A 21,169-nucleotide genomic window follows, 5' to 3' on the forward strand; every position below is an offset into this window, starting at 1 on the left:
CCCTTACGCCGCTTCCGCGGTCGAGCCGCCATAGAGCGCATCCTTGAACGGCTGCGGGCCGACGCGGCGATAGGCGGCGAGGAAGGTCTCGGCCTTGTCGAGACGCAGGCCGAGATAGGTATCGACAATGGTCTCGATCGCGTCCGTCACCTTGTTCGGCTCGAAACCGCGACCGATGATCTCGCCGATCGAGGTGTGTTCGTCGCCGGAACCGCCGAGCGTGATCTGATAGAGTTCCGCGCCCTTCTTCTCGACGCCGAGCAGGCCGATATGGCCGACATGGTGGTGGCCGCAGGCATTGATGCAGCCGGAAATCTTGATCTTCAACTCACCGATCTCCTCCTGACGCTCCGGCGAACCGAAGCGGCTGGAGATTTCCTGCGCCACCGGAATGGAGCGGGCATTGGCGAGCGCGCAATAGTCCAGCCCGGGACAGGCAATGATGTCGGTAATCAGGCCGGCATTGGCGGTTGCAAGACCATGGGCGACGAGCGCGCGGTAGACCGGCTCCAGATCGGCCAGCGCCACATGCGGCAGGATGAGGTTCTGCTCATGGCTGACGCGGATCTCGTCGAGAGCGTATTCTTCGGCGATATCGGCGACGGCATCCATCTGGCTGTCGGTCGCATCCCCCGGAATGCCGCCGATCGGCTTGAGCGAAATCGTCACCATGCCGTAGTCGGGGTTCTTGTGCGGCTGGACGTTCTGCTGCACCCAGCGGGCGAAATCCGGATCCGCCTTCTTCCAGCGGGCCAGGCTTTCCCAGCCTTCGGCGCGCTCGGCCAGGGCCGGCGGTGCGAAATAGGCGCTGATCGCCGCGACATCCGCCTCCGGCAGCTTCAGTTCCGTGTCGCGCAACTGGGCGAACTCGACTTCCACCTGGCGGGCAAGCTCTTCGGCGCCGGTTTCGTGCACGAGGATCTTGATGCGGGCCTTGTACTTGTTGTCGCGGCGGCCATGCAGGTTGTACACGCGCATGACGGCGGTCGTGTAGGACAACAGGTCCTCTTCCGGCAGGAACTCGCGGATCAGCTTGGCGACCATCGGCGTGCGGCCCTGACCGCCGCCGACATAGACGGCGAAACCGATCTCGCCCTTGTCGTTCTTCTTCAAGTGCAGGCCGATATCGTGGACCTGGATGGCGGCGCGGTCGCGCTCGGCGCCGGTGACGGCGATCTTGAACTTGCGCGGCAGGAACGAAAACTCCGGATGAACCGACGACCACTGCCGCAGGATTTCGGCATAGGGCCGCGGATCGGCGACTTCGTCGGCAGCGGCACCGGCGAAATGATCGGCGGTGACATTGCGAATGCAGTTGCCCGACGTCTGGATCGCATGCATCTCGACGCTGGCAAGCTCGGCCAGAACGTCCGACATGTCGGAGAGCTTCGGCCAGTTGAACTGCAGGTTCTGGCGGGTGGTGAAGTGGCCGTAACCGCGGTCGTAGGTGCGCGCGACATGGGCGAGCATGCGCATCTGCTTCGAATTCAGCGTGCCGTAGGGAATGGCGATGCGCAGCATGTAGGCGTGAAGCTGCAGGTAGACGCCGTTCATCAGGCGCAGCGGCTTGAACGCATCCTCGGAAAGCTCGCCGGACAGGCGCCGCTCCACCTGGTCACGGAACTGCGCGACGCGTTCGGCGACAAAAGCGTGGTCAAATTCGTCGTAACGATACATAACTTCCTCAGACTGCGATGAATTCGGGATCGGCGGGCGCATAACCCTTTGCATAGACCATCGTCGGCCCCTGGGCGCGGATGCGTTCGCGCAGGCGCAACGGCCAAAGGATACCCTCGGTTTCCTGGACCTCGACGACGTTCACGTCAACGACCTTGTTGTCGGCATAGGCTTTCTTGCCGATGTCCTCAAGCGCGGAAACGGCCTCTGCATGGCGGGCGACGAGGGCGTCCTGCAGCGATGTCGTCCATTCGCCGCCGGCATCCAGCCATACGGCAATGCCATCCGCCAGCCGGTTCGCCGTCAGAACCTTGTCCACCATGTCATTCCGCTCCTTGCATCTGTTTTTCGAACCGGATTCTGGCACGGACCAGTGGCTCCGACAATTCAAAATTGGCGCCGGCGACCGCATCGCCGATGATGACCATGACTGGCCCGCCGAGATCCTCGCGATGCTGCAGGTCTGGAAGATCGCGCAGGATGCCGTGCAGCAGCCTGCGGTCGGTCCGGCTGGCGTTTTCCACCACCGCCACGGTCGTTTCGGCCGGCAACCCGGCCAGCATCAGCCGTTCGGCGACCGAAGCCGCGACGGTGCGGCCCATGTAGACCGCAATCGTTGCGCCGGAGACCGCCAGGCTCGCCCAGTCCGGCAGGACGTCGCCGGTGAGATCATGACCGGTGGTGAAGACCAGCGACGAGGCGACGCCCCGCAATGTCAGCGGCAGTTCGAAATCGGCCGCGGCGGCGAAGGCGGAGGTGATGCCGGGCACCACCTCGTAACCGATGCCGGCGGCCCGCAATGCCGCCATCTCCTCGCCCGCCCGGCCGTAGACCAGCGGATCGCCTGATTTCAACCGCACGACACGCTTGCCGGCGCGGCCGAGTTCGACGAGCAGGTCGTTGATCTCGTCCTGCGACTTGCTGTGGCAGCCCTTGCGCTTGCCGACGGAAATGCGTTCGGCGTCGCGGCGGCCCATGTCGACGATCGCCTGCGGCACCAAGGCGTCGTAGACCAGGACATCGGCCTCCATCATCACGCGCTGGGCGCGCAGCGTCAGCAGATCCTCCGCCCCCGGCCCGGCGCCGACCAGCCAGACGCGGCCGGCAACACGCTCCGTCGACGACAGCAGGCGGTCCGCATGGGCAACGGCGCCTTCGTCGTCGCCCGAGGCAACCGCCGACGCGACGGCGCCGGAAAAGAAATGCCGCCAGAAGACCCGGCGCGTCACGCCGCGCGGCAACAGCCGGTCGACGGCGGCCCTGTAGTCGGTGGCAAGACGGGCAAGGCGCCCGAGCGAAGGAGACAACAGTTGATCGACCTGGGCGCGAATCATCTGCGCCAGAACCGGTCCGGCGCCCTCCGTGCCGATGGCGACCACCACCGGGGCGCGGTTGACGATCGCCGGCGTGAAGAAGTCGCAATGGTCCGGCTGGTCCACGGCATTCGCCGGAATTTTGAGTGCACGGGCGGTGGCGGCGATGCGGGCGTCGAGCGCCTGATCGCCGGTGGCGGCAAAAACGAGCGTCGCACCCGCGACCTGCCGGGCGTCGAATGGTGCTGCGATATACTCGATACCGTTCGTTTCGATGTAGGCGCGGAAGTCATGTTCCGGAGCATCGGCGAAGACGACGATGCGCGCCTGCGTATTGGCGAGCAGGCGCACCTTGGCAAAGGCCTCGTCGCCATTGCCGAAAACCGCGGCAACCTTTCCCGCAATGCGGAAAAAGGCCGGAAAAGCGGTAAGCCGTTCACTGCCCTCAGTCATCATGCCGTTCCGTTTCAGATTGCCCTGTTATCGTCGATCCGGGTAAAATATTGAAGAAACAGAAATTTACAGGGTCGCGTCCGAGCGTATTGTTTTGCTCGACAAAGGCGGATTTTGAGCAAAACTCCGCGTGCGGATGCGAAAGGAGTGCGGAGCGTTGCGTCTTGGTTGACACGGCGGATGATTTGCCCTTCTTGATCCGGGGAAGACCATCTTGCAGAGGAATGTGCCTTGCCCCCTCCCGTTCCCGCCGCCCGCCTGCTCAATGTCATGGAAACGGATATCCTGCCGCTCACCGAAAAAGGCGTGGCAGCCGGTAACAAGGTTTTCGGCGCCGCCATCCTGCGCAAGTCGGACCTGTCGCTCGTGGTTGCCGAAACCAACAACGAGCTGGAAAACCCGCTGTGGCATGGCGAGGTCCACACGCTGAAGCGCTTCTACGAGCGGCGCGAGCGGCCCGACACCCGGGATCTTGTGTTCTTTTCCACCCATGAGCCCTGCCCGATGTGCATGGCGGCGATCACCTGGGCGGGTTTCGACAATTTCTACTATTTCTTCAGCTATGAGGATTCCCGCGACAGCTTCGCCATTCCCCACGACCTGAAGATCCTCAAGGAGGTTTTCGGGCTGGAGCCCGGCGGCTATCGCAAGCGGAACGCCTTCTGGACTTGTTTTTCCGTCGGCGATCTGGTGGAGGCGGAAGAGGAAGCGGAGCGAAAATCGCTGAGGGTGCAGATGGCGCGCATCCGCACCGCCTACGATACGCTTTCGGCCACCTACCAGGCCTCGAAGGGCGACAACGACATCCCGCTCAACTGAACATCCAGACACGACGACAAACGGAGGCGCCCCCATGGAGGCATCGAAGGATATTTCGCGGCTGATCGACATCATGGCCGCCCTGCGCAATCCGCAAGGCGGCTGCCCCTGGGATATCGTTCAGACGTTCGAGACCATCAAGCCCTATACGATCGAGGAAGCCTATGAGGTTGCCGACGCCATCGAGCGCAACGACCTCGACGATCTCTGCGACGAACTCGGCGACCTGCTGCTTCAGGTGGTGTTCCATGCCCGCATGGCCGAAGAGGCCGGCGCCTTTGCCTTCGGGGACGTCGTCGAGGCGATAACCGCAAAAATGATCCGCCGCCATCCGCATGTCTTCGCCGTCTCCGGCGCCGAAACCGCCGACGACGTCAAGCTGCAATGGGACGACATCAAGCGCCAGGAAAAGGCGTTGCGCGCGGCGCGGCGCGCCAAAAGCGGTATCGTCGAGGATTTCAAGGCCGGTCATCTTGGTTCGGTGCAGCGCAGCTTTCCGGCGCTGACCGAGGCGCTGAAAATCCAGGAACGGGCTGCCAAGGTCGGCTTCGACTGGTCGGAGCCCGAACCGATCCTCGACAAGATCGAGGAAGAAATCGCCGAATTGCGGGAAGCCCTGAAGGAGGGGCGCAAGGACAAGGTGGCCGACGAACTCGGCGACCTCATCTTCGCCGTGGTCAATATCGGCCGCCACGTCAAGGCAGATCCGGAACAGGCGCTGCGCGGCACCAACACCAAATTCCGCCGCCGTTTCCACCATATCGAGACGGAACTCGCGGCCAACGGCGAAAACCTGGACGACGCGACACTCGAGCGGATGGAAGCGCTCTGGCAGGCGGCAAAACAGATAGAGCGGGCGCTGGGGTAAACCGCGATCGACCGGGCCTCGCCCGTCTCGCGGCAATACCGCCCGGCGAACTGAGTCTTGGCCGATGATGCCGCAGCGTGCTGGACCCGCCGGACTGCTCTGATAGTATGCAGCCTTTCCATCAAGGAAAGTTGCATGATCGTTCAAGCCTGCATCAACGGCGCCCGCCCGGTGGATTTCCACCCGCACCTTCCCCTGACGGCTGAAGCGATGGCGACGGACAGCGCGGCCTGCATCGCCGCCGGTGCCGCCGAATTGCACATCCATCCTCGCGGGCCGGATGGCCGGGAAAGTCTCAACGCTATCGACGAGACCATGGCGGCCGTGCGGCGCGCCTGCCCCGGCACGTTCATCGGCGTCTCCACCGGCGCCTGGATCGAAAACGATGTGCAACGGACGCGGCGCGCCATCGACGCCTGGAGGCAATTGCCGGACTACGCCTCCGTCAACCTCTCCGAACCGGACGCGCCGGCGGTGATGGACCTGCTGCGGAAGAAGGGCGTGGGCATCGAGGTCGGCCTGGCGACGGTCGGCGACGCACACCGTTTCGTCGGACTGCCCGATACGGACAAGGTTCTGCGCATCCTGATCGAGATCGATATCCAGAAACTGCATGCGGCCTATGACGTCGCCAAGGAGATAGCGGCGGTGCTGGACACGGCCGGTATCGGAAAATCCATCCTGCTTCACGGGGCAGACGAAACCGTCTGGCCGTTCGTCGAACGCGCCCGCAAGCGCGCCTGGTCGACGCGGGTTGGGCTCGAAGACGGCAAGCATCTTCCTGACGGCACCGTTGCCGCCGACAATGCCGCAATCGTCGCCGCAGCGGTGGCGATCTTTCGAGGGGGAATCATCAAAAAGCAGCAAGCAGCCATGGCGACCTGAATAGCGGGCGACCTGAAACATGGACCACCTGAACAGGGTGGCGGCAAGAAGCCGGGATGACGGGCGTCGAGCCCGCTACCGTTCCCAGCCTTCGCGCTCCGGCTTCGGGCCGTTGCCCAGCCGGCGGTCCAGTTCCAGCGCCTGCTGTTCCGAAAGACGGACGTCGAGGCTGACGGAGCCGTCCTCCAGGTCCTCGCGGCCGTCGACGATGGCGCTGTTGTAGAGCCATGGCAGGATGCTCAGCTTGTCGGCCGGCAGGACGATCGTCGTTTCGGTCATCACGCCGGATAGGCGGTGGGCGATATCGTCGAGCAGCGCATCGACGCCCTGCCCGCTCACTGCCGACAGCGCCACCGCATTCGGCTGCGTCTCTGCCCTGTGGGTCAACGCTTCGGCCGCCTCCGGCTCCAGCCGGTCGATCTTGTTCCAGACTTCGATCATGCGGTTTTCGCGATCTTTCTCGTCGATGCCGAGGTCGCTCAGGATTCGCAGGACATCGGCCGCCTGGGCGCCGTTGTCGGGATCGGACATGTCGCGAACATGCAGGACGATATCCGCTTCCAGCACCTCCTCCAGCGTGGCGCGGAAAGCGGCGACCAGATGCGTCGGCAGGTCTGAAATGAAACCGACGGTATCGGACAGGATGACGGTGCGGCCGTGCGGCAGCTTCATCCGCCGCAGCGTCGGGTCGAGCGTCGCAAACAGCATGTCCTCGGCCAGAACGCCGGCGCCGGTGATGCGGTTGAACAGCGTCGACTTGCCGGCATTGGTGTAGCCGACCAGCGCCACGATCGGATGCGGCACCTTGCGGCGCTTGGCGCGATGCAGCTGGCGGGTGCGCACCACCTGCTCCAGCTCACGCTCCAGCCGGACGATCCGCTCCTGCAACAGGCGTCGGTCGGCCTCGATCTGGGTCTCGCCCGGACCACCCATGAAACCGGCGCCACCGCGCTGGCGTTCAAGGTGGGTCCAGCTGCGGACCAGGCGGCCCTTCTGGTAATTGAGATGCGCCAGCTCGACCTGCAACGTGCCTTCCTTGGTGGAGGCGCGACGGCCGAAGATTTCCAGGATGAGGCCTGTGCGGTCGATGACCTTGGCGTTCCATTCCTTTTCGAGATTGCGCTGCTGCACCGGGGTCAGCGGATGATCGACGATCACCAGGCCGGCATCATGCTCGTCGAGCGCCGCCTTGATCTCTTCGATCTTGCCGGTGCCGAGCAAGGTCGCCGGGCGCGGCTGCGCCACGGAAACCACAAGTCCGAGCACCACGTCGAGATCGATCGCCTGCGCCAGACCTTTGGCTTCCTCCAGCCGGCTTTCGCTGGATCGAACGGGCGGTTGCGGCGCCGCTTCGCCGGCTCCGCCCCTTCCGCCGCGTCGCTCGGCTTTCAGGACGGGGACGATGACGACGGCGCGCATGTCATCCCGAAGTTTCTTGTCTTCCGGGATGATCGATTCGCTGGATGTATCGCGGTTTGTAATGTGGTTCTGTCCTGTCAGGATGCGGCTTCTTCGCTCTCGAACATCTGCATCGGCTGGCCGGGCATGATGGTCGAGATCGCGTGCTTGTAGACGAGCTGCGAGTGGCCGTCACGACGCAACAGAACGCAGAAGTTGTCGAAGGAGGTAACGACGCCTGTCAGTTTAACGCCGTTGATGAGAAATATCGTCAGTGAAATCTTTTGCTTGCGTACAGTATTGAGAAACAAGTCCTGCAAATTCTGAGAACGTTCCGCCATCGCGCCGCTTCTTTCTTTCGTTTTTTGCCGGTCCCGCTCGACCGGTTGGATATACCGAAATTGTCCCAAAGGGCGCGAAGCTGTTGCCGCACCCTGTCCCTCAAAGCCTAGGTATCAAATCGCAGTCTTTTCCGCAATGTCGAAAAAGGCCTCACGAATTTTCTGTGACATGCCGCCGGGATGGCCGTTGGCGATCGTCCGGCCGTCGATTTCGACGATCGGGAAGCAGATCGATGTCGCGGCGGTGATGAACACCTCGCGGGCGGCCAGCATCTCTTCGACGGAGAACGCCTCCTCGCGAATCGCGATACCCTTGGCGGCGGCGACATCCATCAGCGTGGTGCGGGTGATACCGCGCAGGATGCCGTGCTCGGCCGGTCGGGTTCGCAAGACACCGTCCCGATCGACGATCCAGACATTCGTCGCGGCCCCTTCCGTGACCATGCCGTTTTTATCGACGTAGATGGCTTCCTGGGCACCCGCTTCCTTGGCCTGCTGGCGTGCCAGCGCATTCGGCAGGAGACCGACGGTCTTGATATCGACGCGGTCCCAGCGGTTGTCGGGCAGCGTGATCGCCTTGATGCCGTTGGCATTCTTCTTGGCGACGATCGAGGGATCGGTGCTCTTGGCCGTCACCACCACCGTTGCCGGCGTGGCCTCGGGCGGGAAGACATGATCGCGCCGGGCAGCGCCCCGCGTGACCTGCAGGTAAAAAAGCCCGTTCCTGACCCGGTTGCGGCGCAACACTTCGCGGATCACCTGCGACAGAGCCATCCGGCTCATCGTCAGGGTGATTCTGATCTCGCCAAGCGAACGCTCCAGCCGGTCGAGATGCCGTGTCAGGTCGACGATGACACCGTGGCGCACCTCGCAGACTTCATAGACGCCATCGGCAAACTGGAAGCCGCGATCCTCGATATGGACCGCTGCATCCGAATGCGGCAGGTAGCGTCCGTTGACATAGGCAATTCTGGGCATGACGCCTCGACCTCGTTTCGTTCAAAAATACTGGATGGAGACCCGGAACAGCTGTTCGACATGGCGCACGGCGGCAAGCGTGGCGAACAGCACGACGCGGTCCCGCGCCTTGATCTTCATATCGCCGCTCGGCTGCAGCACCACGCCGTCGCGGTAGAGAGCGCCGATGCGTACGCCCTCGGGCAGGTCGAGTTCGCGAAACGTCTTGCCGACGAGTGGCGAGGTTTCCAGTGCCTCCGCCTCGATGACCTCCGCCCCGCCCTTCTGCACGCTGTAGACCGAACGGATGCGGCCCTTGCGGACATGCTGCAGCACGCGCGACACGGTCACGGCGCGTGGGTCGACATAGGCCTCGACGCCGATCGAGGTCGCCAGCGTCTGGAAGGACAGGTCGTTGAGCAGCACCAGGTTCGACTTGCAGCCAAGCTGCTTGGCCATCACGGCGCTCAGCATGTTCGACTGGTCGTCATTGGTGAGAGCGACGAGCAGGTCGGCATCCTGCACGCCCGCCTCCAGCAGGATCTTCTGGTCGAGAACGGAACCGTGGAGCACGATGGCGTTGCGCAGCTGGTCGGAGATCGCTTCGGCGCGGGCACGGCCGCGCTCGATGATCTTGATGCGGGTCCGCGGCTGTTTTTCCTCGATGGCATTGGCGACGTAATATCCGATGTTGCCGCCGCCGGCGATGACGATACGCTGCGCTTCCTTTTCCTCGTGACCGAAGAGATCCAGCGTCCGCTGGATATGGTCCTTCTTGCAGATGACATAAGCGAGGTCGCCGACGGCGAGCTGGTCCTGCGAACGCACGGCCTCGGCCTTGCCGTCGCGGAAGACGCCGACCACCGTCGCGACGAGGTCGGGAAAAAGCTGGCTCAGCTGCGCCAGCGGCGTGTTGACGACCGGGCAATCCTCCATGCACTCGATCGCCATCATGACGATATGGTCGTCGGCGAAGCGCACGATATCGTCGGCGCCCGGAAAAGCGATGCGGCGCAGCACCATCTTGCCGACCTCGATTTCCGGCGAGATGATGACGTCGATGGAGATGTGCTCGCGGCTGAAGAGATCGGCATATTCCGGCTTCAGGTAGTTCTGGGCGCGGATGCGGGCGATCTTGGTCGGCACGGAAAACAAGGCATGCGCCACCTCGCAGGCGACGATGTTGACCTCGTCGTGCAGCGTCACGGCGATGATCATGTCCGCCTGGTCGGCGCCCGCCTTGGCCAGCACATCGGGATGGGCGCCGTGGCCGACATAACCGCGCACGTCGAGCGTCTCGGTGACCGTGCCGATCAGCGCCTCGGACGTATCGATCATCGAGACGTCGTTGTCTTCCTGGGCAAGCCGCTCGGCGATGCCGAACCCCACCTGCCCTGCACCGCAAATGATGACCTTCATGCTGGCTGTTCCGATCGAGATGTCAGGCGGTGCCGGGGCTTATACCCCCAGGGACTTGAGCTTGCGGTGCAGCGCCGAGCGTTCCATGCCGACGAATTCCGCCGTGCGCGAAATATTGCCGCCGAAACGGTTGATCTGGGCGATCAGATAGTCGCGCTCGAACATTTCGCGGGCCTCGCGCAGCGGCAGCGTCATGATGTGGTAGTCGCCCTTGGTCGAGACCTTCGGCAGCATGTCGCCGAGATCGGTCGGCAGCATGTCGGCGGTGATGGCCGAATCCGGGCCGTCGGTGCGGGCGAGGATCATCAGCCGCTCGATATTGTTGCGCAGCTGGCGGATGTTGCCCGGCCAGTCATGGGCCTGCAGCACCGCCATGGCGTCGTCGCCGATCTTGCGGGCGCGGATGCCCGCCTGCTCGGAAATCTGCCGCATGAACATATCGACGAGGAACGGAATGTCCTCGCGCCGCTCGGCCAGCGCCGGCACGCGAACGGGCACGACGGCCAGGCGATGGTAGAGGTCTTCGCGGAAGGAACCTTCGGCGATCAGGCTTTCGAGGTTGTAGGCGGTGGAGGAAATCACCCGGACATCCACCTTCACACGTTTGGAGCCGCCGACGCGCTCAAACTGCTGATCGACCAGCACGCGCAAGATCTTGTTCTGGGTTTCGCGCGGCATTTCGCCGATTTCATCCAGATAGAGCATGCCGCGATGGGCCTCTTCCAAGGCACCGATCTTGCGCGCCTGACCGGGGCTGCCCTCGGTGCCGAACAGGGCGATCTCCATGCGGTCGGGCGTGATCGTCGCGGCGTTCAGGGCCACGAAGGGACCGCTGGCGCGGGCCGATTTCTTGTGCAGCATACGCGCCACCAGCTCCTTGCCGGAACCGGAGGGGCCGAGGATCATGATGCGGCTGTTGGTCGGCGCTGCCTTGTCGATCGTCTGGCGCAGCTGCGAGACGGCGACCGAGGTGCCGATCAGTTCGACGGCATCGCCCGTGCGTTTCTTCAGCTCGGTGACCTCACGCTTCAGCTTCGAGGTTTCGAGCGCCCGTTCGGCGATCAGGATCAGCCGGTCCGACTTGAAGGGTTTTTCGATGAAGTCGAAAGCGCCGCGGCGGATGGCCGAGACGGCGGTCTCGATGTTGCCGTGGCCGGAGATCATCACCACCGGCAGGTCCGGATGGCGGCTTTTGATCTCGTCCAGCAGCGACAGGCCGTCGAGCTTCGAACCCTGCATCCAGATGTCGAGGAAAACAAGCCGCGGCACGCGGTCGGAAATCGCCGCCAGCGCGCTGTCGCTGTCATAGGCGGTACGCGTTTCATGGCCCTCGTCGGAGAGGATGCCCGAAACGATCTCGCGAATATCTTCCTCGTCGTCGACGACCAGAATATCAGACGCCATATGCACTTTCCTTGCTATCTTCTGTCGCCAGGGCCGGCGGAATGTCGAGGCGCGGCAAAAGCACCCGGATCATCGCTCCCCTGCCATGGTCGAAATCGGCGGGCGCATCGTGCAGTTCGAGCTGCCCGCCATGTTCCTCGATAATCTTCTTGACGATGGCGAGGCCAAGGCCCGTGCCCTTGTCGCGCATCGTCATGTAGGGTTCAAGAATGCGATGCCGGTTTTCGACCGGCAGGCCCTTGCCGTTGTCGATGACATCGGCGGTGAAGCGATCCAGGGCCGGATCGAAATGGCAGCGCACCAGGATCTTGCGTTCGTCGCGCACCTCGTCGCTCGGAACCGCCTCGATCGCCTCCACGGCGTTCTTGATCAGGTTGCCGAAAGCCTGGCCCAGCATGCGTGCATCGAACATGCCTTCGAGCGGCTGGTCCCCGAGCTCGCGGATGAAACGGACGTGGGTGTTGCCCATCTCGCGCAGGAACACCGCGTCGCGCAGGATGTTGCGCAGGTCCGTCGGTTCCTTGGTTGGCTTCGGCATGCGGGCGAAGGCGGAGAACTCATCGACCATGCGGCCGATATCCTCCACCTGGCGGACGATGGTGTCGGTGCACTGGTCGAAGACACCACGGTCGACATCGGCGATCTGCTTGCCGAAACGGCGCTTGATGCGTTCGGCCGACAGCTGGATCGGCGTCAGCGGGTTCTTGATTTCGTGGGCGATGCGCCGGGCGACATCCGCCCAGGCGGTGGAGCGCTGCGCAATGACGAGATCGGTGATGTCGTCGAGGGTGATGACATAGGAATCCTTGGAATCGCGGGCTTCCTCGCGCGTCACCTGGACGCTCAGCGTCCGCTCCTTGCCGCTGCGCATCAGGTTGATCTGCTTGCGGAAATCGGTGCGGTAGCGCGAGGCTGCCTCGCTGAGCACATGGTCGATCTCCGGCGCCACCTCGGCGAGGTTCTTGCCGATAAGGTCATCCGCCGGCAGCGCCAGGAAAAGCTCGGCGGACGGATTGACGATGCTGATACGCCGGTCGTCCTCGACGCCGATGACGGCGGCGGTGACGCCCGACAGCACCGCCTCGATGAAACGGCGGCGATCGTCCACCTCGTCCTTGGCTTCGAGGATCTCGTCGCGCTGGCCGCGGATTTCCGAAATCATCTTGTTGAAGGTGCGCGACAGGCTGCCGACGTCGCCATCGGCGGCCCGCACCGGCACGATGACGTTGAGATTGCCGGTGGCGACGCTGTCGGCGGCGCCGATCAGCAGGCGGATCGGCCGGACGATACGGTCGGCGACAGCAATGGCGGTCCAGATGGCGGCCAGCAGGACGATGAGCGCGAAACCGAGATAAAGCACCGCGAAGGCGATCTGCAGCGAGGTGCGCGACGCCTCCATCGCCTTGTATTCGGCGGTGTTCTCTTCCATCATCCGCATGGCGGACATGACGCGCGGATCGACGGCGCGGATCGTGTAGAGGAAGGCGCCGGGAATGTCGTCCAGCTTCATGATGGCGCCGACGAGATTGGTGACACCCGGCGGAATGAGCGTCGGCTGGCCGGCGGCGGACGATTCCAGCGCGTCCTTGGGGATCGCCGGCAGCGGCTTCTCTGTCTCCACATCCGCCTGGACGATCGGAGAGCCGTCGGCGCGCACCAGGAAGGCGCCGAGCATGCCGCGGCCTTTGGCCTGGCGGGTCATGAGTTCGATGAAACCGTTTCGATCCAGGTTGAAGAGGGCGCGGTTGCGCTCCAGGTCGTTGGACATGGAGACCGTCTGGCCCTGCAGGTAGCTGGCGTTTTCCAGCATGTAGGCCTGCGCCACGTTCATCGAGGAACTGACGATCGATTGAGTGCGCAGCGAGAACCAGCGGTCGAGGCCGACATTCAGGGTGATGCTGGCGAAAATCGCCACCAGGATCGCCGGCGTGATCGCCACGATGGAGAAAAGCACGACGATGCGCACATGCAGGCGCGCTGCGGCGCGGCCACGTCGCCTCGCCTTCAGAAGCCTGCCGATCTCGCGGCCGATCAGCACCGCAAGACCCGCAACGAACAGCGAGTTCAGCACGGCGGAAGCGATGACGACATTGGTGGTCGGCGCAATCGGCGTCAGCCCGAGCAGCACGAACAGCGTCAGGACGGCGCAGACCAGCGCACCGCCGGCAAGACCGATGCCCGGCAGAGCGAAGGACGCGCGACGATCCTGCGCATTCGCGCCGGTCTCGTCATCCACCAAAGGCGTCATCATCCCCTCCGCCATTGCCTGCCACCGCTTGCGCCGCAGGCTCTTCAACCAGCGCACCAATATAACTGCAGCGCCCGACGCCACCATGGGAGGCTAAGGACGCCAGAACAACTTTCAGTCATCGACATGGCGCCGGGAACCGGCACCATGCGTGCCAACCGGAAATTGCAAACGATTGCAAGGCGGTAACGGCAAAAACTCCGGCCGCCATCCGAAAGTCGCGTCGCGACTTGTCCCCAATCGTTCGGAAAATCCCCGAGCCACATTCCGAAATACCCGGCCGGCGCCCCAAGGAAAACCGAACGCTCCGGCGAATGCGGAGCGGGACCCGGTCGATACCTGGAACAACCTGCTGCGTGACCTTTAAGCAACGCAATGTGGCGAAAATGCAACGCGGCTTCCGGCGATGTCAAGCCGTCCGCGAGCTGCGATAGACCGATACGCCCAGTTCGCGGATCTTTTTCCGCAAGGTATTGCGGTTGAGGCCAAGCAGGTCGGCGGCCTTGATCTGGTTGCCGCGGGTTGCGGTCAAGGCCGCGAGAATTAAGGGATATTCCATTTCGCTCAAAACCCGGTCGTACAATCCGGGCGGCGGCAGCTTGTCGCCGAAGGAGGAGAAGTAGACGCGCATGTTCTCCTCCACCGCCTGGGCGATGGTGACCGAGCCGGAACGGACGCCGGCCTTCTCGATCGGACTGTCCGGCACGTCGGAGCGCAGCTCCTGCTCGATGATCTCGCGGGTGATGACATCCTGCGGATAAAGCGCCATCAGCCGGCGGATGAGGTTTTCCAGCTCGCGCACGTTGCCTGGCCAGGCATAGGCCTTCATCAGTTCCAGTGCTTCGGTGTCGAAACGCTTGGTTCCGAGACCTTCTTTCTCCGCCTGCTGGATGAAATGGCGGACGAGATCGGGAATGTCCTCGGCACGGTCGCGCAGCGGTGGCAGGCGCAGCGGCACGACGTTGAGGCGGTAATAGAGATCCTCGCGGAACAGGCCCTGGTTGATCGACTGCTTCAGGTCCTTGTTGGTGGCGGCGACGATGCGCACGTCGGTGCGGATCGGCGTGCGGCCGCCGACGGTGGTGTATTCGCCCTGCTGCAGCACGCGCAGGAGCCGCGTCTGCGCGTCCATCGGCATGTCGCCGATTTCGTCGAGGAACAGCGTGCCGCCCTCGGCCTGTTCGAAGCGTCCGGTGGAGCGGGTCTGGGCGCCGGTGAAGGCGCCCTTCTCATGGCCGAACAGCTCCGATTCGATCAGGTCGCGCGGGATCGCCGCCATGTTGATGGCGACGAACGGGCCGTTGCGGCGCTTGCCGTAGTCGTGCAGCGCCCGGGCCACCAGTTCCTTGCCGGTGCCCGATTCGCCGGTGATCATCAGCGTCAGGTCCGTCTGCATCAAGCGCGCCAGCACGCGATAAATTTCCTGCATGGCGGCGGAGCGGCCGACCAACGGCATGCCGTCCTGCATGTCGTCGTCGAGCTTGGCCGGCTTGCGTTTCGGCTCGGACAGCGCCCGGCCGATGATGGCGATCAGTTCCGTCAGGTCGAAGGGTTTCGGCAGGTAGTCATAGGCGCCCTTTTCCGACGCCTTGATGGCGGTCATGAAGGTGTTCTGGGCGCTCATCACCAGCACCGGCAGTTCGGGCCTTGCCTTCTTGATGCGCGGCAGCAGGTCGAAGGCATTTTCGTCCGGCATCACCACGTCGGTGACCACCAGGTCGCCCTCGCCGGCGGAAATCCAGCGCCACAGCGTCGCAGCGTTGGATGTGATGCGCACATCGTATCCGGCGCGGCTAAGGGCCTGGTTCAGCACCGTCCGGATGGCTGCGTCGTCATCTGCGACAAGGATGGTGGCGGTCATCGGTTGTTTCCTGTGGCAATGGGAGGAGTATCGTCGAGCGTGGCGTCCTTGGAGACGGGCATCAGCACGCGGAATGTCGTTCGGTGATTCTGGCTGTCGCATTCGACGATGCCACCATGGCCGCCGATGATCTTGGCGACCAGCGCCAGGCCGAGACCGGAACCATTGGTCTTGGTGGTGATGAAGGGATCGAAGAGATGCGGCAGCAAGTCGCCGGGCACGCCGGGGCCGTTGTCATGGACGCAGAATTCCAGCGGCAGCGAAATCTTTTCCCGCGTTCCGGCGACCGAAAGCCGAATGCCGGGGCGATAAGCGGTCGTCAGCGTGATCTCGCCCTCGGGCCGGTCCCTGACGGCTTCGGCGGCGTTCTTGATCAGGTTGAGGAACACCTGCACCAGCTGGTCGCGATTGGCGAAGACCGGCGGCAATGACGGGTCGTAGTTCTCGCTGATCTTGATGTTGCGGGCGAAACCGGCCTTGGCCACCGCCTTCACATGGTCGAGCACCGAATGGATGTTGATCGGCTGGCGGTCGACGGGCCTCTCGTCGGAAAACACCTCCATGCGGTCGACCAGCGAGACAATCCGGTCGGTCTCGTCGCAGATCAGCCGCGTCAGCGTCCTGTCCTCGTCGCCGACGGAGGTTTCCAGAAGCTGGGCGGCGCCGCGGATGCCGGAAAGCGGGTTCTTGATCTCGTGCGCCAGCATCGAGGCAAGGCCGGTCACCGAGCGGGCGGCGGCGCGATGCGTCAGTTGCCGGTCGATCTTGTCGGCCATGGAGCGCTCCTGGAACACCACCACCACCGATCCCGGCTCGTTGGAGACCGGCGCGACATAGATATCCACCAGCTTGTCCTGCCCCAGGCGCGGCGAACTGAGATCGACACGATATTCGTTGACCGGCGCCCGGCGCTCGCGCACCTGGTCGATCAGCGCCAGCAGCGGGCTGCCGAAGGGAATGAAGGTCGAGATCCGGTATCGGGCGAGATGAGCGGCGCTGGCGCCGAAAAACGCCTCCGCCTCCCAGTTCGCGAAAGCGATCAGGCCGCTCTCGTTGACGAGGATCACCGGATGCTGGATGGAGTTGAGCACGGCCATCGCCAGCGCGTTGCCGCCGGCTTGGGCCGGGGTGTGGTTCGAATCGGAACTCATGCTGCCTCCCGTTCCGGTGCGCTGGCAAAGGACGTGTCGTTCAGCGCCTGTTGCAGCAGCCTCGCGACGGTCTCCGCCTCCTTGCCGGTCATGATCGCCACCTTGGCGTCGGCGGGCAGGCCGGGCGCAAAACGCTCCAGATACCAGCCGAGATGTTTTCTCGCATGCCTGATGGCAACGTGCTCGCCGTAGAACTCCAGCATGGCACGGTAATGCTCGACGGCGATGGCGGCGATCTCACCGCGGGCCGGAGCCGCATGGCCGGCGAGCCAGCCCGCATGCCATGGACGTCCCTGGCAGGCCCGGCCGACCATCACCGCATCGGCGCCGGAGCGGCGCAGGATTTCCAGCGCGTCTTCCGGCGTATCCACGTCGCCATTGGCGATCAGCGGAATGCGCACCGCGTCGCGCACGGCGCGGATGGCGTCCCAATCCGCCCTGCCCTCGTAAAACTGCATGCGGGTCCGGCCGTGTATGGTCACCAACTGGATGCCGGCCTCTTCGGCACGGCGAGCGATTTCGGGGGCGTTAAGGGAGTTTTCGTCCCAGCCGAGCCGCATCTTCAGCGTCACCGGCACGGAAACCGCCTTCACCGTCGCCTCGATCAGCGACAGGGCAAGATCCGGTTCGCGCATCAGCGCCGAGCCGGAATAACCGCCGGTCACCTTCTTGGCCGGGCAACCCATGTTGATGTCGACGATATCGGCACCGTTGTCGGCGGCGATACGCGCCGCTTCGCCCATCCAGTAGGCCTCGCGGCCTGCAAGCTGCACCACGTGCGGTTTCAGCCCCGCGCCTTTCAGCCGCGCCCAGGATTCCTGGGTGTTGCCGACCAGCTCGCGGCTCGCCACCATTTCCGTGACGACCAGGCCGGCGCCGTAGCGCCAGGCCAGTTGCCGGAACGGCAAGTCGGTGACGCCGGACATCGGAGCGAGGATGACGCGATTGCGCACCGGGACGGACCCGACTTCGAAAGGCGCAGCAAGAAAAGCGGATGTCAAATGGTCATCTTTCGGGCACATTTCATCGTTGCCCTATTTTTAGCCAGTAATAACGCACTTGCCAAGGGGGCACCGAGGCAACCGGTATTTTTTAGGCAAATGCTGGAAAAGACCAGGCGGAGCCTGTAGAGCTTGGGCGATAGCGTCCGTGTAAAGGAATTTGCCGAACAAATGCAATCCACCAGTGTGATGTCCATCGGAGTGGTGGTTGTTGCTGCCGGACGCGGCGAACGGGCCGGCTCTCCGCAAGAGGGGCCGAAACAATACCGGCCGATCGGCGGCAAGCCGGTGATCGCTCATACTTTGGACCAATTCGCCCGCTGGCCGGTCCCTGTGCGGATGTGCGTGGTCATCCATCCCGACGACGAAGCGCTTTTCCAGGACGCATTGCGATTCGTGGACGGACTGGACAATCTGCTTGTGGTGCATGGCGGCCCGTTGCGGCAGGAATCTGTGCTCAACGGGCTACGCGCGCTTCAAGGCACGGATGTGACACATGTAATGATCCATGATGCGGTGCGCCCGTTCATCGATCACGCCGTGCTCGACCGTGTCGTCTCAGCCTTCGAAAACGGCGCCGAGAGCGTGTTGCCCGCCGTTGCGGTGGCCGACACCCTGAAGCGCGGCTCGCCGGAAGGCTTTGTGGCCGAGACCGTGCCCCGCGCCGGCCTTTTTGGCGCCCAGACGCCGCAATCCTTCTCCTTTCCGCTCATCCTCGACGCGCACGAAAAGGCCGCCGCCGCCGGCCTGACGGCCTTCACCGACGATGCCGCGATCGCCGAATGGAACGGACACCGCGTGACCCTCGTCGAAGGGTCGCCCGACAACGTCAAGCTTACCGTGAAACGGGATATCGCCATGGCCGATGAAAAACTCTCCGCCAGCCAGCTTCCGGACGTCCGCACCGGCAACGGCTACGACGTGCACCAGCTGGAAGCGGGCGACGGTGTGACGCTCTGCGGCATCTTCATTCCGCACGACCAGAGACTCAAGGGGCATTCGGATGCGGATGTGGCCCTGCATGCCTTGACCGACGCGCTTCTCGCCACCTGCGGCGCCGGCGATATCGGCGACCATTTCCCGCCGTCGGATCCGCAATGGAAGGGTGCGGCATCGCGCATCTTCCTTGAACACGCTGCAAAGATCGTGCGCGAAAACGGCGGGACGATCATGAACGCCGACGTTTCGCTGATCGCAGAAGCGCCGAAGGTCGGGCCGCATCGCCTGGCGATGCGGGAGAAGCTTTCGGAGATTCTGGGCATCGACCTCGACCGCTGTTCGGTCAAGGCGACGACCAACGAAAAGATCGGTTTCATCGGCCGCCGCGAAGGCATCGCCGCCATCGCCACGGCGACCGTGGTCTATCGGAGGAGCGGGACATGAGCCTTTTCCCGGCTGATATCGAGGCACAAGCGGCTGAAATCGTCAAATGCTTCACGCAACGTCAGTTGATGGTCGCAACGGCAGAATCATGCACGGGAGGACTGATCGCCGGGGCGCTGACGGATATTGCCGGATCGTCGGCCGTCGTCGACCGGGGATTTGTGACCTACACCAACGAAGCCAAGCAGCAGATGCTCGGCGTCCGGCAGGACACGCTGGTGCAATTCGGCGCGGTATCGAAGGAAACGGCGCTGCAGATGGTTCACGGCGCGCTCTTCCGCTCGCGGGCAAGCGTTGCCGTTGCGGTCACCGGCATCGCCGGGCCGGGTGGCGGTTCGAAGGCAAAGCCGGTCGGCCTCGTCCATCTCGCTGCCAAATCGAGGAGCGGAGCATTGCTGCACCGGGAGATGCGTTATGGCGACATCGGCCGCAACGCCGTCCGGCTTGCAACAGTCAGAACGGCGCTCGACATGATCCTGTCGCTGTCGGGGGAGTAAAAGCGGGCGGTTTACGCCCTTCCCTTCAGTTCCTGTGTGTCAGTAGCCGCCGCCATCATCCGGCACACGAATGACATTGGGGCCGCGGACCGGTTCCTCGCCGTAGATCGCGTCTTCGCGGCGATCGCGGCGCGCACGCTCGCGACGGCGCTCCTCGAACGCATGCCGTTCGGCACGCTCACGGCGGCGCTCATAATATCGGTCGCGCTCGAAGGAGCGATCGACATAATAACCGCTATAACCGTCATAACTGCTGTAACTATATCCACGTTCGCCATCGACGCAGCCTGCCAGGGGCAGGCTGGCGAGCAGGATGATCGCCGGTATACTGAATGATCTCACGGGACTCTCTCACCAAAAGGCATTGTCTTCGACGAAGACGTGCAACGACATGACATTATTCGCCGCCGCCGCGATGTCCAAATGAAATCAGGCCGACGCCGCCGTTCCATAGATCGCATCCGCCCGCTTCTCGAAGGCTTCCGCGAACATGCGGAAGGCGCGGTCGAACATCGAACCCATCAACGCGCCCAGGATACGGCTCTTGAATTCGTAATCGATGAAGAAACGCACGTCGCAGCCGTTTGCGGCAGCCTCGAAGCGCCAGCGGTTGTCGAGATATTTGAACGGGCCGTCGATATATTTGACATCGATGATGCGCTCGTCCCTGTTGAGCAGCACCTGGGTGGTGAACGTCTCGCGGATCGCCTTGTAGCCGACCGTCATGTCCGCGACCAGCAACACCTTGCCATCGCGCTCCTTGCGGGAGCGAACGGACAGCGCCTCGCAGAGCGGCAGGAATTCGGGATAACGTTCGACATCGGCGACAAGATCGAACATCTTCTCGGGGGAATGCAGGACGGGACGCGTGGTTTCGAATTGAGGCATGGCCGAGAGCTAATGATCCTATACCATTCTTGCAAGTAGCCACGTGGTCGCTGCCCGGGATTTCAACACCAGAACCGGGACATCCGGTCCGTGACTCGCCAGGTTTTCCTCGATTTCCGGACTTTCCGTCTTCTCGAAATTCCAGATGTAGCGCAGGAATTCGAGGTCGATCTTTTCCGGACAGCCGTCCGCCATGTCCGGACGCGACCGTCCGTAAAAGCGCAGCCAGCGGGAGATGACGCCATAAAGCGACACCCGGCGCGGCGGGCGGAGCCAGAGGACAAGATCCGTGCGCGGCAGCCGCAACGCCAAGGTGCCGGGGCTGGTGCCGTCGATGATCCAACGTTGCCGTGCGACGACAGCCTCCAGCCGCGCCCGCGCTTCCGGTCGCGACCGCATCTGCCAGCCGGGCAACCAGAAGATTTCCCGGTCCATGGAGACATAAGGCAAATCAAGACGCGAAGAGAGTTTTTGCGATAGCGTGCTCTTGCCGCTGCCGGAGCAGCCGATCACCAGCACCCGTTCGGCGGTCTTCAGCCTGCCGGCCGCGTCGTCGATCGTGATCGAAGCAATCATCGCCATTCCCTTCCCGAAACGAAAAACCCC

At 63.5% G+C, this 21,169-nt stretch carries 20 protein-coding genes; 5 read left to right on the top strand and 15 right to left on the bottom strand.

Features of this window, described 5'->3' with window-relative positions:
• Window positions 1-3: 3 nt before the first annotated feature.
• From DEM27_RS14710 to cysG, 3 genes are read right to left on the bottom strand one after another with little or no spacing between them, the layout of a single operon-like run.
• Window positions 4-1,677 carry a nitrite/sulfite reductase gene (locus DEM27_RS14710; RefSeq protein WP_109459016.1) on the bottom strand — a complete coding sequence of 558 codons (1,674 nt, stop codon included), beginning with the start codon at window positions 1,675-1,677 and terminating at the stop codon, window positions 4-6.
• A gap of 7 nt (window positions 1,678-1,684) precedes the next feature.
• Complete coding sequence (locus DEM27_RS14715) at window positions 1,685-1,999, bottom strand: DUF2849 domain-containing protein (RefSeq protein ID WP_109459017.1); 315 nt, start codon at window positions 1,997-1,999, stop codon at window positions 1,685-1,687.
• Window position 2,000: 1 nt separating this feature from the next.
• A complete protein-coding gene (cysG, locus tag DEM27_RS14720; RefSeq protein ID WP_109459275.1) occupies window positions 2,001-3,443 on the bottom strand; it encodes a siroheme synthase CysG in 1,443 nt (480 codons plus the stop codon).
• Between the two features lie 270 nt (window positions 3,444-3,713).
• Between cysG and DEM27_RS14725 the strand changes: the two genes are divergently transcribed.
• The 3 genes from DEM27_RS14725 (at window position 3,714) to DEM27_RS14735 (ending at window position 6,015) form a co-directional block, all read left to right on the top strand.
• Complete coding sequence (locus DEM27_RS14725) at window positions 3,714-4,262, top strand: nucleoside deaminase (protein WP_109459276.1); 549 nt, start codon at window positions 3,714-3,716, stop codon at window positions 4,260-4,262.
• Between the two features lie 34 nt (window positions 4,263-4,296).
• Window positions 4,297-5,130 carry a nucleoside triphosphate pyrophosphohydrolase gene (gene mazG / locus DEM27_RS14730; RefSeq protein ID WP_109459018.1) on the top strand — a complete coding sequence of 278 codons (834 nt, stop codon included), beginning with the start codon at window positions 4,297-4,299 and terminating at the stop codon, window positions 5,128-5,130.
• Window positions 5,131-5,265: 135 nt separating this feature from the next.
• Entirely contained in the window at window positions 5,266-6,015 is a 750-nt protein-coding gene (locus DEM27_RS14735) for a 3-keto-5-aminohexanoate cleavage protein (RefSeq protein WP_109459019.1), read from the top strand.
• Window positions 6,016-6,090: 75 nt separating this feature from the next.
• On the opposite strand, the gene hflX is transcribed toward DEM27_RS14735, so the two are convergent.
• From hflX to dusB, 9 genes are all read right to left on the bottom strand, one after another.
• On the bottom strand, window positions 6,091-7,434 hold the full coding sequence (gene hflX / locus DEM27_RS14740) for a GTPase HflX (RefSeq protein ID WP_165823438.1): 1,344 nt from the start codon (window positions 7,432-7,434) through the stop codon (window positions 6,091-6,093).
• Window positions 7,435-7,511: 77 nt separating this feature from the next.
• Window positions 7,512-7,754 carry an RNA chaperone Hfq gene (hfq, locus tag DEM27_RS14745; RefSeq protein ID WP_003539403.1) on the bottom strand — a complete coding sequence of 81 codons (243 nt, stop codon included), beginning with the start codon at window positions 7,752-7,754 and terminating at the stop codon, window positions 7,512-7,514.
• 114 nt (window positions 7,755-7,868) lie between these two features.
• Complete coding sequence (locus DEM27_RS14750; RefSeq protein WP_109459021.1) at window positions 7,869-8,732, bottom strand: D-amino-acid transaminase; 864 nt, start codon at window positions 8,730-8,732, stop codon at window positions 7,869-7,871.
• A gap of 21 nt (window positions 8,733-8,753) precedes the next feature.
• The gene (gene trkA, locus DEM27_RS14755; protein WP_109459022.1) at window positions 8,754-10,130 is read right to left on the bottom strand and encodes a Trk system potassium transporter TrkA; all 1,377 of its coding nucleotides are present in this window, start codon (window positions 10,128-10,130) and stop codon (window positions 8,754-8,756) included.
• 39 nt (window positions 10,131-10,169) lie between these two features.
• Complete coding sequence (gene ntrX, locus DEM27_RS14760) at window positions 10,170-11,534, bottom strand: nitrogen assimilation response regulator NtrX (protein ID WP_109459023.1); 1,365 nt, start codon at window positions 11,532-11,534, stop codon at window positions 10,170-10,172.
• On the bottom strand, window positions 11,524-13,782 hold the full coding sequence (locus DEM27_RS14765) for a sensor histidine kinase NtrY-like (protein WP_420028826.1): 2,259 nt from the start codon (window positions 13,780-13,782) through the stop codon (window positions 11,524-11,526). The genes ntrX and DEM27_RS14765 overlap by 11 nt, the downstream gene beginning before the upstream one ends.
• 409 nt (window positions 13,783-14,191) lie before the next feature.
• A complete protein-coding gene (gene ntrC / locus DEM27_RS14770; RefSeq protein WP_109459025.1) occupies window positions 14,192-15,643 on the bottom strand; it encodes a nitrogen regulation protein NR(I) in 1,452 nt (483 codons plus the stop codon).
• Entirely contained in the window at window positions 15,640-16,794 is a 1,155-nt protein-coding gene (locus DEM27_RS14775; protein WP_109459026.1) for a two-component system sensor histidine kinase NtrB, read from the bottom strand. The genes ntrC and DEM27_RS14775 overlap by 4 nt, the downstream gene beginning before the upstream one ends.
• Window positions 16,791-17,816 (bottom strand): tRNA dihydrouridine synthase DusB, encoded by a 1,026-nt coding sequence (gene dusB, locus DEM27_RS14780; protein WP_109459027.1) that lies wholly within the window; start codon window positions 17,814-17,816, stop codon window positions 16,791-16,793. The genes DEM27_RS14775 and dusB overlap by 4 nt, the downstream gene beginning before the upstream one ends.
• Window positions 17,817-17,966: 150 nt before the next feature.
• Between dusB and DEM27_RS14785 the strand changes: the two genes are divergently transcribed.
• Window positions 17,967-19,178 (top strand): bifunctional 2-C-methyl-D-erythritol 4-phosphate cytidylyltransferase/2-C-methyl-D-erythritol 2,4-cyclodiphosphate synthase, encoded by a 1,212-nt coding sequence (locus DEM27_RS14785; protein ID WP_109459277.1) that lies wholly within the window; start codon window positions 17,967-17,969, stop codon window positions 19,176-19,178.
• The gene (locus tag DEM27_RS14790; protein ID WP_109459028.1) at window positions 19,175-19,675 is read left to right on the top strand and encodes a CinA family protein; all 501 of its coding nucleotides are present in this window, start codon (window positions 19,175-19,177) and stop codon (window positions 19,673-19,675) included. The genes DEM27_RS14785 and DEM27_RS14790 overlap by 4 nt, the downstream gene beginning before the upstream one ends.
• A 39-nt stretch (window positions 19,676-19,714) precedes the next feature.
• On the opposite strand, the gene DEM27_RS14795 is transcribed toward DEM27_RS14790, so the two are convergent.
• The 3 genes from DEM27_RS14795 to DEM27_RS14805 form a co-directional block, all read right to left on the bottom strand.
• The gene (locus DEM27_RS14795; protein WP_109459029.1) at window positions 19,715-20,017 is read right to left on the bottom strand and encodes a hypothetical protein; all 303 of its coding nucleotides are present in this window, start codon (window positions 20,015-20,017) and stop codon (window positions 19,715-19,717) included.
• Window positions 20,018-20,104: 87 nt separating this feature from the next.
• Complete coding sequence (locus DEM27_RS14800; protein ID WP_109459030.1) at window positions 20,105-20,563, bottom strand: type II toxin-antitoxin system RatA family toxin; 459 nt, start codon at window positions 20,561-20,563, stop codon at window positions 20,105-20,107.
• 18 nt (window positions 20,564-20,581) lie between these two features.
• A complete protein-coding gene (locus DEM27_RS14805) occupies window positions 20,582-21,139 on the bottom strand; it encodes a P-loop NTPase family protein (protein WP_109459278.1) in 558 nt (185 codons plus the stop codon).
• Window positions 21,140-21,169 lie beyond the last annotated feature (30 nt).

Source organism: Rhizobium album, assembly GCF_003122325.1.
GTDB lineage: Bacteria > Pseudomonadota > Alphaproteobacteria > Rhizobiales > Rhizobiaceae > Metarhizobium > Metarhizobium album.